Below are 13,650 nucleotides of genomic sequence, written 5' to 3' on the forward strand. Positions count from 1 at the left end.
CAATACCTGCGATCGGCCCTGGTGTCGGCGGAACAATACCTGCGATCGGCCCTGGTGTCGGCGGAACAATACCTGCGATCGGCCCTGGTGTCGGCGGAATAACTTCTGTTATCGGCCCTGGTGTTGGCGGAATAACTTCTGTTATCGGCCCTGGTGTTGGCGGAATAACTTCTGTTGTCGGCGGGATTATTGGCCGAGTTATTGGCGCTGGATCTTGACCGTCGTCAGTCAACAACACAATATTACCGACTGTACTAGAACGCGGAAACGATCGCGATGTCATGCTAGATTGTCCAGTAGTAATTGCACCCGCCGTACCATTTCTAGTCGCATCTCCCACGACAAACGGTTGAATCGGCGGCCCTAGATCTCCACCAGCGTGCACAATTGTAATTTTGCCACCACCGGCGCCGCCAGCAGTAGAAATACTAGCAAATCCCGTCGGCGAAAGTGCGGTGGAAAAACCACCCGTAGCCCGGAAAAATCCCCCCGTCGATGAAGCAAACACATCGCCACCAGTGCCACCTGTACCGCCTTGGGCATTAATTGACTCTACTTGAAGATCGCCGATCGGATCTAAGAACACATCGCCACCATTTCCGGCTGTACCGAAGGAGGTAATTTTTCCCGCCGTAATTGAATTTAAAGCTTTAACGGTAATGTTGCCGCCAGTATTTCCCGCCGTATTCAAATCTCTAGCATTCACTTTGCCCGTAGGGCTCGAAAGCTCGATTGTCCCTCCATTTCCCCCATTTGAAGCAGTAACATTTCCCAACAAATTGATATTTCCGGCGCTATTTACTTGCAAGCTTTGCGCGTTAATCTTCGATGTTGCTGTCACATCCGCAGCGTTGGCTACCAGATTTCCTAGCTGTGCGGTTGCGCCCACCGATCCATTGAAAGTGATGCTGCCGCTACCTGCTGCCAGATTTAGATTCCGGGCGCCATCTATACTGTCGATCGCACCGCTAAAGCCAATATTCCCCCCACTCGTCTTCAATACAGCATCTTTCGTCAACCCGAGAGCACCGTTAATATTGATATTGCCGTTATTAGTAGTAACATTGCCACCCAACTTAGTATTTAAGGCAGTAACATTCAAACCTGTCAGCGGCGTTGTGTTTCCGATATTTCCTTGCAGCAGCACATTGCCTTTAGTAGCGTTGATGTTCAAGCGGCGAGATCCATCGATCGCACCTGCGATACTTACATTACCGACGGCACTGCTGAGATTGACATCCTTGACATCACTGCCGAGTTGGACATTATTGCCCTTAAGAGCAATACTGCTGTTGTCATTTCCGGTAATATTGGCATTAAGGGCGATCGTACCACTTCCCGTTTGAATCGTGACTGGTGACGAAAAATTGAGATTGTTAGGAATAGTAATATTGCCGCTGCCATTCAATTTCCCGATCGCGATCGAGGTAAATCCATTTTGAATCAAATTAATTTCCGCCGCCGTCAAATCTAAAGCCGGAGTAGTGTTATCAGTGCCGCCAACTACAATATTTTGTCCTGCCTTTGTCGGTTGCAGAGTTAGCGCGCCCGTACCAGAAACCTTATCGGAAAAATTAATTTCACTTGCTGTTAAATTCAGCGAATTAGTTCCTGCTGCTAAAGTCGAACCGAAAGCAATAGTTGCATCTCCCGGTGTAAAACTTACAGGAGCTTTTACTGTCACCGGCCCGTTAAAACTAATATTATCATTAGTTGTGGTGATATTGCCGCTAACGGCAACAGTTCCCGCCCCTTTTTGACTGAATGCACCGTCTAAATTCAGGTTTTGCTCAATATTCAGATTAACCTTATTGGTAATTGTCAGCGCGCCGTCATTGGTAGTTGTGACAATTCCTTTGAGATTAACATTGTCAGCAGCAATACCGAGATTGCCAGCCTTTGGCAATTGTCACTGCATCTGCATAAGTTTGACTGCCCGTTGTCGTGACGTTGCCGCCCAAAGATGTCTTGCTGTTGGCAGTTAAATTTGCCAGAGGAGTTGTTTTGCCGATCGCACTTGTGAAGGTAACATTACCGCTAGCCGCCTTCACAGTCAAATCGCCACCGCCGTCAACAGTATTGTTAAAAGTAACAGCACTACCTGACAGAATCGGATTGTTGGCAATCGTGACAGCATCTCCATAGGTTTGAGAATTAGTTGTAGTGACATTTCCCTTCACTTGAGTTGTGCCACCCGCATCTGTAGTCAAACTCGCAGCCCTGACTGTTTGATTAAATGCAGTTGTACCCGTAGAATTAGCTTTCAGATTGCCGATCGCACTTGCAGCCCCAACTGCACCGCTGAATGTAATATTGCCACTACCCGAATTCACAGTCAAATCGCTAGTGCCGTCAACACTATTATTGAAACTAACAGCGCTGCCTGACAGAATCGGATTGTTGGCAATTGTGACAGCATCTCCATAGGTTTGAGAATTAGTGGTAATGACATTGCCCTTGAGTATAGTTGTACCAACCGCATTGGTAGTGACGCTGGCAGAATTGACGGTATTAAATGTGGTTGTACCTGTAGAGTTAGCTGCCAGATTGCCGATCGCACTTAGAGTCCCAACTGCACCGCTAAATGTAATATTACCGCTACCCCCATTCACAGTCAAATTGCTGTCACCGTTCACAGTATCGTTGAAAGTAACGCCGCTGCCTGCGAGAATTGGATTGTTGGCAATCGTGACAGCATCTCCGTAGGTTTGAGCGCCGGTGGTAGTCACATTGCCATTTAATTCAGTTTTGCCGCCAGCATTGGTAGTGAAACTGCTAGCAGTGACAGCATTAAAAGTAGCTGTACCACCACTATTCACAGTAATCTTTCCTAAGGGTGCAGTATTGCCTACAGCACCTTTCACTGCAATGTTTACCGTACCTGTTTCTAAAGTGAGATTGCCGCTGCCATCAATATTATCATTCAACAGAATCTTGCCGCTTGCTGAATTCCCATTCCCAATTAAGACGCTCTCTCCAACTAAGATATTGCCCTTAATTGTGATATCTTGAGCGTCGGTGGTAATATTTCCTTTCAGGTTATTAGTAGTAGCGTTGAGCGTAACTGAAGCATTATCAGTTCCCGAAATTGCTTGACCTTTATTTACAAAAATTGTACCTTGAGTATTGAAAGTCACAGGATCTTTGAAAATAGCCGGCAAATTGTCTACCGTGATATTGCCTGCGGTAGTATTAGTTCCGATCGCAATTCCACTAAATCCATTAGCCAAGGAGGATAAAAATTGTTTGCCTAAATCGAGATCCTTCGGATCGTCAGCAAGTGCATCCTGGAAGCGAATTCCGACATTGGGCGAAGACGGCGCCACGGACAAAGTACCTTTACCCTGTACGGAATCTGGGCCTCCCGAAAAGCCAATCTCATTACCGCTAATGCTAATATTTCCCGTACCGGGCAATCCCCTAGCATCAATGATATTTATCGCCACTTGATTGGGTGCGGCGATCGCGATATCCCCGCCCGCACCGGAACTAGAACTAGAGTTCCAAACTACTCCGGCATCTGCTAAAATGTTGCCAGTTTTGCCCGTGAGGGTGATTTTTCCACCATCGCCCGCCGTGGAACTTGAGTTGAGATTACCAGGAGTAATATTGTTGGCACTCAGTGCAATCGGGCCGCCATTCCCCGCAGTAGAACTTGTATCGATCGCCCCTGTGGAACTTCTCGTAATGTTACCATTGTTGCTGGTAAGCGCGATCGCCCGTCCGGGATTCGTAATATTGCCTGCAGTAATATCGCCCGTAGCGGTAATCGCGATCGGACTGGTACTGGTAACATTCAGAGAATTAGCTATTGTCAGGGAACTCAAAGGCACAGTCGCCCCAATGGGCCCCTTGAGATTAATAATACCTGTTCCCGAAGTCAAAGTTAGCTTCCCGTCACCGTCAACAGTGCCCCCAAAATTAATATCGCCTGCCTTCGTCAACCCAGTATCGAGAGTGACATTAGAACCCTTAACGAGAGACACCTTACCACCAAAGGTAATATTCTGTTCGTTGGTGACAACATTTGCATTTAAGTTAGTAGTGGGAGCATCAAAACTAATTGAAGCGTTATTTATACCTTTAATATTGCCATTGACTGCAATTGTGCCGCTAGTTGTGGCGCTAGTTTGGGGAGAACGAAATGTGACTGGAAAATCAAAAGTAACAGCAATGGGGTCAGAAATTGCGATCGTCCCACTGCCATCAGCCCGCCCGATAATCATTTGGGAAAATCCCTTGAAAGCTGCGAGTTCAGCAGTGCTGAGATTCACATCAGCAGAATTACCAGCAGTGCCCACAGTAATACCTAAACTCGGAGTCAGAGGTTGCAACAGAATAGTACCTTTCCCACTGACTTTAGACGTGCCTAACACCGTAATTGCATCGCTCGTCAAAGTAACATTATTGCCACTTGCCGGAGTCAGGTTGATCGAGCTATTATTCAGGTTAATTTCATTAGCACCGCTTGGCCCATTACCAGTCAGAGCAACATTTCCCACCGTAGATTGTAGCGAACCATTATTCAGATAAATTGCCGCCGAACCGATTGCTGCCTTACCAGTCAGATCGATATTTGCCGCCGTCGATTCTACTGCTGAATTACTCTCAACAATAATGCCGTAATTTGTTTTGGTGATACCAGTCCCCGCACCTGTACCAGTCATGGCGATATTTCCACTTGCCGATCGCACATTAGAATTAGAAAGCGATATCCCGCTGTTACTATCTGTACCCGCGCCAGCCGTACCGTTGAAAGTAATAGTTCCGCTTCCTGTGGATTCAACTAGCGATCCATTTAGAAGTGGTACCTCTGACGACGGCAGGTTTTCCATGCGAATGCCGAAGTTATTGCTTCCAGTGCCACCGCCTGTCCCTGTGAAGCTGATATTTCCATTGTTTGATAGCACTTTGGCGGCGTTAATCAATATCCCGGAGTTATTATCTATGCCAGCACCGCCGGTACCGCTGAAAGTAATACTTCCAATACCTGTTGATTGCACTAAGGCCGCGTTGTCGATCGCAATACCGTAGTTACTGCTTCCACTGCTGCCACCTTTTCCAACAAGACTGATATCTCCATTGAGCGATCGTACTATGCTTTTGCTCTCAACAGATATCCCTCTATTGCTGCCATTAATCCCATTGCCGCCCGTACCAGTCAGGCCAACTTTTCCCGTCCCCGTTGATTCCACCACGGCATTACTCAAAATCAGAATGCCGTTACCAGATCCGCTGCCGTTACCAGTCAGTACAATCTCACCATTGGCTGAAAGTATAGTAGGCCCGCGCAAAATTATCCCGTCACTATTGAGGCTGGTACCGCTAGTGCCAGTAAGGGTAATCTTTCCCGTTCCAGTAGTTACTAAAGTAGGTGTAATGATTCCGCCAGATACCTGAAGACCGACGTTGATTGCCGTATTTCCTGCACTACTACCAGTGAGGTCAATATTCCCACCACCAGCATTAATCGTACCACCATTAATATTAATCCCATTTCCATTGACAGTATTCCCGCGGCCAGTACCGGTAAAATTGCCACCATTTGTATTAATCGTCGCATTGGTAATGGTGACATTACCACCGCTGAGATTGTCGGTATCAGCATTCAGGGTGATATTGCCTCCCTGAGTTGTGATATTGTTGTTAACAAATATGCTGTTATTAGCATTCAGAGTCAAAGAATTTTTATTAGCCCAAGAAATGGGAGCGCTAACTGTAATATCCCCTGCACTCGCACCAATAGACAGAGTAGAAATAGTAACATTACCTAAACCCAATTGGGTTTCGAGCGTCCCGTTATTGATTGTAGAAGTAGCGGCGGCGATACCGGGAGCAAACACTCCTCCCCCGAAGGCACCGGCTGCATCCGGAGCTGTGCTAATAGTAATATTAGTAGGATCTAACAATAAGGTTCCGGCACTGCCGACAGTCGATCGCAAATCCACCAAACCAGCAAAATCCAGCCATTGTTTTCCCGACACCTCCACAAACCCACCATTCCCCGACAACGAGCCACCTCGGGCAGTAATATTGCCATTAAAGCGAGTAGTTTCATCAGCCCAAACGATCGCTCGCCCGCCATTCCCACTACTAATCGCATCCGCATTAATTGTCGAATCACCGCTGACAAACGTCCGCCCAGCATTGGGTACAGTCCCTAAGCCCTGATAATCTCCGCCAATCAGTACATTCCCGCCGCCGTTAGTACCCGAAGCATCGATGTTACCCGCAATAACTCCGACGCGATCGCCCAATATGTTAACATTACCCCCAGTATTGCCCGAGACATTGATACTGCCGCTGGCGATCGCAGTTCCCGCAGTTGCAGGCACAGCCACATTCCCCGCCAGCACCACATCCCCATTCGGATTTACCGTCAAATTCGTTGCTTGTTCCTGGCCTTTACCAGTCAGCAACTCCGGCAAAGATAACACCGGCTGCGTCCAATTATTCGGCAGCAAACCCCCAGTTGCTGTTGGCCCAACATCTAAACTCAATAAATTTCCCGCTTGAGAAATCCGCACCAAATTGTGACCGGGTACGGCCATCACGGTAATATTGCCAGACGGCGCAGTTAACTGACCGGTATTGACAACCGTACCGCCAGTCAAACTTAAACTTTGACCTGGTGCCACGGTCAAATTCCCGGAATTCACAATACTTCCGTTTTGCAAAGCAGTAAATGCAAAACTGTTGGGATTCCCGATTAAAGTTGCCCAGTTGTTATTGCCGATCGCGCTAAACCAGCGATCGTTCCCAAAACCGATCCCTGTAGCCGCCGTCGCGTTAAAAGAACCAGGTACGTTGAGACTGGCATTCGGCCCGAAAATTATCCCCGACGGATTCATCAAAAACAGGTTAGAATTGCCGCCTGTCACTTGAATTAAGCCGTTAATTAAAGAAGGATTTCCCCCGTTAATTCTTCCTAAGATATTTTGAATGTTGGGATTGCTTAAAAAGTTTGCCGTTTGACCTTCGCTCAGCCCAAACTGAGTAAAACTGTGAAAAAGATTAGTTTTGTCACCGCCCAATGACCCCCCGGAAATGTCGTAGCGGTTGCCGTCGGGTGTCACGACTGTGTTCGTACCGTCTGCTGCGGGGGCGATCGGTTGCGCCGAAGCCGAGCCAGCCGCTGCATTGAGCCAGCCAACTATGAATAACCATCCGAGCAAATGTAGTTTGTTGGCTGCCATTGTGGTTAAAGATTTGTGCTAAAAGTGCGATCGTATTTATCTTTCTCTATTCTGACTCATCAAGGTTCCTCCTGTCAATAGGATTGACGTAATTTCGTTCAAAGAAATATACTAAATCCGCAGGGAATCTATCTATTTAGTAATGAAGATTTAATAACTTACACTTTGATGATTGTTGTGGGATGGGCGTCCCGCCCGTCCTTTCTGCAAGGGCGGGACGCCCATCCCACAAATTTGCTTAAGTTATTTAATTTCTATTCCTTAATTACTCTAATTTACGCACAAACAGTTTTTTTGCCATAACTCAGGCGCGGGCGATCTGGGGTATAAAATGAGAGTTTATTGTTTCGATTATTACCAATTTCATAAAGCAATTACTACAAAGAAGCGGATTGATGTGTCCGGAACTGTTGACCCAAATATGGCGCCCAACAGCCGGGTGAGGGGTGGAACAACCTTGACTATTAGCAGTCAAAAATGCTTAAGTACCGATCGCCTGTGAAAGCAACTTGCTGCTAGTGCCAAACAACTCGCTCCAATCCCTACTCCCAACCGCCGCTGCATCTGAGCCTGCTAAAGCGAGCAACTGACCCAACAGCCGAATTGTTCTGAGAAACTTTATAATTTTGGGACGAGCTTTACCCAAAATTTACAAAAATTGATGAAAAAAATTTATATATTTTTGATGAAAGCCAATATTTGCAAGTCTTTCAGTCAATTTGAGACGGTTGCCGATACCAATAGATGTAGTAGCTTGGAAATCTATACTGAGTGAAAATCTGGCTGTGACAGATGAAAGTATTCTGCCACTAGAGTGTCAGTGAAAACTCTTAGAACAAGCACTCATTGACTTAAAAACACACCTAAGTGATATCAGTCTGTGGAGTCACTGGTGTAGAGTCTGTTTTGTCGGTTTGACGATCGCCCTCAATATCCGAGAGTGGCGATCGTCTATTTCCGTCTTGACAAGATAGCATTGACCAGTTTACTAACTAACAATACCGGAGGAATCAGGGTTATGGCTACCTTAACGCTAGTCAAAAAAACATCTTTCACCGTTGCCAGTTTGGCAACGACAATCTTGCTCAGCACCTGCACGCCCGCCCGAGCTTTCATGTTTGGCACCACTGGCATCCAGTTCGATCGAGATACAAATATCAACTTTACATTCGACCAATCTCACGGCGCTTACCAGTCCAGCTTGTGGGTAGCCCAAGCTCAGACAGGAAGCAATGGCTACAGCAACATCACCCGGCTGTTTTACGAGTTCAAACCCTCAGATAACGGGAGCGCCGATGAATGGAAAGGAACCTTCGGCAACTCAGTCAGCTCTGACAACGGCTCCCCAACTCAAACCTTCACCTTTTTGCAGGATCAGGTTTATGCCCTGCTGCTGTGGAGCGACAGCGGCAGCGGCAAACAATTCGAGCAGTACGCCTCCAGCACCACCTTCATGAACAGCCCCGAATGGTTTGCCGCCAACACCCAGTTTCGCAGAGATGACTGTGCGGTGGCGGGATGTCAGCAAGCCGTATTTGGCGACTTTCAGCTCAACCCCCGCTCCCCCGACTTATTTACAAGTATCAACGGCGGTAAAGGCCCAGAGCAATATTCATCGCTCACAATGGCCCAACTGGCTCAGGGTACAAAAATATCCTTCGATGATGCCGGACAAGGAAACGATCGCGACTTCCAAGACTTCACCGTCTCGGCAGAGCTCGCACCCGAGCCTGTGACAGTATTCGGCACCATGCTGGGGATCGGGGCTTTGGCGGCGGCTCGCGGGAAAAAAAAGCGACAGCAGCAACCAGAAAAATGACCGAAAGACGAGCCCGCCGGGCCCCAGGCTTTAGACATGGGGATAAGTCGGTAGCGGTTTCAACCGCCGTGTACAATCAGCACAAGCGAAAAGTGAGTAGGAATAACCTTCGGCCCATTGAAGTACCCTAGTAGGTCGCAATCCCAGCAACGGACAGATCCAACTAGATTTGGAATAGTTAAAGGGCAAATAATGGCAGGGTATGGAGCGTTCAAACTTAAACATAGATCGGACTCAGAAAGTATACGCAATCTCAGCTTTAAGCTGTTTGAGTGAGTAGAGGGATACTTGAATGTCCCCTTAGAGCCTTGATTGGTGGGCAAGAATCCCCCGGATGCCAGACGTGGGGAGGTTCAATCTTAAGCATCCCCATACAAATCTAAATAGTGCGTCTGTTCAGTGGTACTCTGAGAAATAGCATTTCTAAATGTTAAGACTTTTTCCACCACGGGAAAAATAGAATCCTAACAAAGGCACTATTCATGGTATCCACTGCAACAAAAACGAACGTAGGCTACATCACCCAAATCATCGGGCCAGTTGTAGACGTAAAATTCCCAGGTGGCAAACTGCCCCAAATCTATAACGCTCTGACAATTACCGGCAAAAACGAAGCAGGTCAAGACGTTTCCGTTACCTGCGAAGTTCAGCAACTCCTCGGAGACAGCCAAGTGCGCGCAGTTTCCATGAGTACCACCGACGGTTTGGTGCGCGGCATGGAAGCAGTAGATACCGGGGAATCGATCCAAGTTCCGGTCGGCATCCCAACTCTCGGCCGTATTTTTAACGTCATCGGCGAACCCGTAGACAACCTCGGCCCGGTCAATACTTCCGACAGTATGCCCATCCACCGCAACCCGCCGGCTTTCACCGAACTGGAAACCAAACCTTCGGTGTTTGAAACTGGGATCAAGGTCATCGACCTTTTGGCTCCCTACCGTCGCGGTGGCAAAATCGGTTTGTTCGGCGGCGCAGGCGTCGGCAAAACCGTAATTATGATGGAACTCGTGAACAACATCGCTAAGGCTCACGGCGGCGTGTCCGTGTTCGGCGGTGTGGGCGAGCGCACCCGTGAAGGTAATGACCTTTACAAGGAAATGATCGAATCTGGGGTTATTAACGAAGAAGACCGCAGCAAATCGAAAATTGCCCTAGTATACGGTCAAATGAACGAGCCGCCTGGTGCTCGGATGCGCGTGGGCCTGTCGGCTCTGGCGATGGCCGAATACTTCCGCGATGTCAGCAAGCAAGACGTGCTTCTGTTCATTGATAATATCTTCCGGTTCGTACAAGCTGGTTCTGAAGTATCCGCTCTGTTGGGTCGGATGCCTTCGGCTGTGGGATATCAACCCACTCTCGGTACAGACATGGGCGACTTGCAAGAACGGATTACTTCGACTACTGAAGGTTCGATTACTTCGGTACAAGCTGTGTACGTACCTGCGGATGACTTGACTGACCCCGCTCCAGCTACAACGTTTGCTCACTTAGACGCTACAACTGTGTTGTCTCGCGGTTTGGCTGCGAAGGGTATTTATCCGGCTGTTGACCCGCTGGATTCTACTTCTACAATGTTGCAAGTTAGCGTTGTTGGCGAAGAACACTACGGTGTTGCTCGTGAAGTGCAGTCTACTCTGCAACGCTACAAGGAATTGCAAGATATTATTGCGATTTTGGGTTTGGACGAGCTGTCTGAAGATGACCGCTTGACTGTTTCTCGCGCTCGCAAAATTGAACGTTTCTTGTCTCAGCCGTTCTTTGTAGCGGAAGTGTTCACCGGTTCTCCCGGTAAGTACGTCAAGCTGGCAGATACTATCAAGGGCTTCCAAATGATTTTGGGTGGCGAACTTGATGAGTTACCTGAACAAGCTTTCTATTTGGTTGGCGATATCAGTGAGGCGATCGCCAAAGCTGAAAAAATGAAGGCTGACGCTAAGTAATTTTAGTCAGTAGTCATCGGTCATTGGTCATTAGTCATTAGTCATTGGTCATTAGTCATTAGTTAATAGCTAACACCTAACACCTAACAACTAATGACTGCTGACTAATGACTGCTGACTGCTGACTAATGACTGCTGACTAATGACTGCTGACTAATGACTGCTGACTAATGACTAATGACTAAGGACAATTTATGACATTAACTGTGCGCGTTGTGGCCCCAGGCGGGCCTGTTTGGGATTCTAATGCTGAAGAAGTAATTCTGCCAAGCACGACAGGTCAATTGGGTATCTTGACCGGTCACGCTCCGATGTTGACGGCTTTGGATACTGGAGTGATGCGCGTCCGTCCTGGTAAGGAATGGGTGTCTATTGCTCTGATGGGCGGCTTTGCAGAAATCCAAGAAAATGAAGTTACTATTCTTGTCAACGGCGCTGAAAAAGGCGAAACGATTGATAAAGAAGCTGCTCGCGCTGCTTACACCGAAGCAGAAGCTCGTTTGGAAAAGTCCGCTAGTGGCACTGACCAAGAGCAAATTAAAGCTAAGCAAGCAATCAAACGCGCGAGAGCTCGTTTTCAAGCGGCGGGCGGCACGATTTAGTCTTCAGGGTAGGGACACGGTGCTTTTGTATCTCTGGTTTGTATCAAGCGTCTCGATCCCCCCTAACCCCCCGTATAGTCGGGGGGGGACAAGAGTATTCTTGCGTCCCCCTTCTTAAGGAGGGGACAAGAGTATTCTTGCGTCCCCCTTAAGAAGGGGGATTTAGGGGGATCTGGCCTCAGGGAGAAAGGAGATTTCTTAAAGGTTTTAGACGATTGTTGAGACCAATCAACATTGTTGTGTTCCTACTTTATTGCTAAACTCCAGCCTCGGACAAGAGAAATTGCATTGTTTCCCAAGATAGCCCCTGCTCGATATAGCGGGGGTTATTTGGATTGTAGGGACTCTCCACGCGATCGACACTGACAATTTTTGCTCCCTCCGGCAAAACTGGCACTTCTGGATCGCTCGCGGTCGATCGCACCAGGGAGCTAGAAAAGCCTTTAAAAATAGCAATTTCGTCGAATTCGCCGTCTATTTCGGCCTTCACGATTAACACTTCGTGCGATCGGGCGATCGTGTATTGTTCCAAGCGGCGAGCAATAGAATCAGCCATAGCAAATCTCACATTTCTGAAATCTGCTATAATATAGCTTAATTTTGCCGCTAATTTCACCAACAGCCAGCCAATTTTTTATATTTAATTCTACCTTTTTTAATAGGAGGAAGTCAGCGGACATAATATAAGTCTTGTCAAAAACATCTGGAATATATTACTCCTGCCAAACAACTTCGACGATATTTTATGAGCCACAAAAAGCCTAGGTTTCAATTATCGTTTTTCAGTCAAAATATTAGACGGCGTTTGGCTTGGGGATATTCGCTGCTATTGATACTATTTTTTTGCTTGAGTTTAACTGTAGCAAGTTGCAACTCCGAGCTGATAAATAGCTTTACAGCAAAAAAACAAAACTCATCCTCAAACTTAACAAAAATAGTAAGAATCGGCCATCAGCCTTTCGGAGCGCTGTTGTATCTCAAAGCTAAAGGCTCTTTGGAAACCCGTTTAGCAAAAATGGGATGGTCTGTAGAATGGACGGAATTTGTCGCAGGGCCGCCAATTTTAAAAGCAATAGGACAAGGAAAAATCGATCTGGGTTATGCAGGAGTTGCCCCGCCAATTTTTGCCCAATCAGAGGGCGTACCTTTCGTTTATATTGCTAATGATTCAGCTTTACCTGGCAGCATTGGCATCATAGTTCCTGAGAATTCTCCTATGCGGACTCTGGCAGATCTCAAAGGCAAGAAAATAGCAGCAACTCGCAAAACCTCAGCTCACTATTTGTTAATTCGGGCGTTAACTCAAGGCGGCTTGCAGTTAAAAGATGTCGAGTTAGTAGATTTGCTTCCGCCAAAAGCTCAGGAAGCATTTCTCAGAGGTGAGGTTGATGCTTGGGCGGTTTGGCAGCCGTTTTTAGCTAAGTTACAGGAAATTGTGCCTGCTCATTTCTTGACTGAGAGCGAGGGGCTGATCAATGACAGAAACTTCTATTTAGCAAGTCGCTCTTTTGCTAGCGACTTTCCCGATATTGTTAAAACAGTGATGGGAGAAACGCGACAGATGGCTAATTGGATAACTAAGAATCCCGAGCGAGCAGTGGAATTTATCAGCGCTAGAACCGGAATGAAAAAAACCACAGCTAGAAGTTTAACTAAAAGCCGTACCTACGATTTATTGCCAATTCAAGACAGGGCAGTTGAAGAACAACAGCGCATTGCTGAAATTTTCTTTAGGTTGGGACTCCTGCCGGATCGAATTTGGATTGAAGATCGGATCTGGAAACAAAAATTAGATTTATAGCAGAAGGAAGAAGGAAGAAGGAAGAAGGAAGAAGGAAGAAGGAAGAAGGAAGAAGGAAGAAGGAAGTAAACTGACTTCAGCTTCCTTTCGGCTGCGCTTAAGGCTACACTGGCTGACAAATTGCGAGGGGTGAAAAGAAGGAAGAAGGAAGAAGGAAGAAGGAAGTAGACTGACTTCAGCTTCTTTTGGGCTGCGCTTAAGGCTACACTGGCTGACAAATTGTGAGGGGGTGAAAAGAAGGAAGAAGAAAGAAGGAAGAAGGAAGAAGGAAGGCTTTAGTTATCTAGCATCG

7 protein-coding genes and 1 pseudogene are annotated in these 13,650 nt (G+C 47.1%); 4 read left to right on the plus strand and 4 right to left on the minus strand.

Going from position 1 to position 13,650, the window contains the following annotated elements:
- The 3 genes and pseudogenes from JGK39_RS17415 to JGK39_RS17425 all read right to left on the minus strand — a co-directional run.
- Nucleotides 1-1,906, minus strand: a pseudogene (locus tag JGK39_RS17415) (filamentous hemagglutinin); the annotation flags it as partial.
- Nucleotides 1,872-7,196, minus strand: coding sequence for a filamentous hemagglutinin N-terminal domain-containing protein (locus JGK39_RS17420; RefSeq protein ID WP_293302710.1), 5,325 nt, complete (start codon nt 7,194-7,196; stop codon nt 1,872-1,874). The gene JGK39_RS17420 and the pseudogene JGK39_RS17415, both read right to left, overlap by 35 nt.
- 481 nt (nt 7,197-7,677) lie before the next feature.
- Nucleotides 7,678-7,842, minus strand: coding sequence for a hypothetical protein (locus tag JGK39_RS17425; RefSeq protein ID WP_293254711.1), 165 nt, complete (start codon nt 7,840-7,842; stop codon nt 7,678-7,680).
- 372 nt (nt 7,843-8,214) lie between these two features.
- Here JGK39_RS17425 and JGK39_RS17430 point away from each other — a divergent pair, with 372 nt between their 5' ends.
- The 3 genes from JGK39_RS17430 to atpC all read left to right on the plus strand — a co-directional run bounded on the left by JGK39_RS17430 (nt 8,215) and on the right by atpC (nt 11,557).
- Complete coding sequence (locus tag JGK39_RS17430) at nt 8,215-9,015, plus strand: PEP-CTERM sorting domain-containing protein (RefSeq protein WP_293254714.1); 801 nt, start codon at nt 8,215-8,217, stop codon at nt 9,013-9,015.
- Between the two features lie 482 nt (nt 9,016-9,497).
- Nucleotides 9,498-10,955, plus strand: a complete 1,458-nt coding sequence (gene atpD, locus JGK39_RS17435) for a F0F1 ATP synthase subunit beta (RefSeq protein ID WP_293254717.1) — start codon at nt 9,498-9,500, stop codon at nt 10,953-10,955.
- 194 nt (nt 10,956-11,149) lie between these two features.
- Nucleotides 11,150-11,557 carry an ATP synthase F1 subunit epsilon gene (atpC, locus tag JGK39_RS17440; RefSeq protein WP_293254720.1) on the plus strand — a complete coding sequence of 136 codons (408 nt, stop codon included), beginning with the start codon at nt 11,150-11,152 and terminating at the stop codon, nt 11,555-11,557.
- Nucleotides 11,558-11,813: 256 nt separating this feature from the next.
- Here atpC and JGK39_RS17445 read toward each other — a convergent pair whose 3' ends face one another.
- Nucleotides 11,814-12,113, minus strand: a complete 300-nt coding sequence (locus JGK39_RS17445) for a hypothetical protein (protein WP_293254723.1) — start codon at nt 12,111-12,113, stop codon at nt 11,814-11,816.
- A 189-nt stretch (nt 12,114-12,302) separates the two neighbouring features.
- Between JGK39_RS17445 and JGK39_RS17450 the strand changes: the two genes are divergently transcribed.
- Entirely contained in the window at nt 12,303-13,358 is a 1,056-nt protein-coding gene (locus JGK39_RS17450; RefSeq protein WP_293254726.1) for an aliphatic sulfonate ABC transporter substrate-binding protein, read from the plus strand.
- Nucleotides 13,359-13,650 lie beyond the last annotated feature (292 nt).

Origin of the sequence: Microcoleus sp. PH2017_12_PCY_D_A, from assembly GCF_020738565.1 — a bacterium.
Lineage (GTDB): Bacteria > Cyanobacteriota > Cyanobacteriia > Cyanobacteriales > Microcoleaceae > Microcoleus.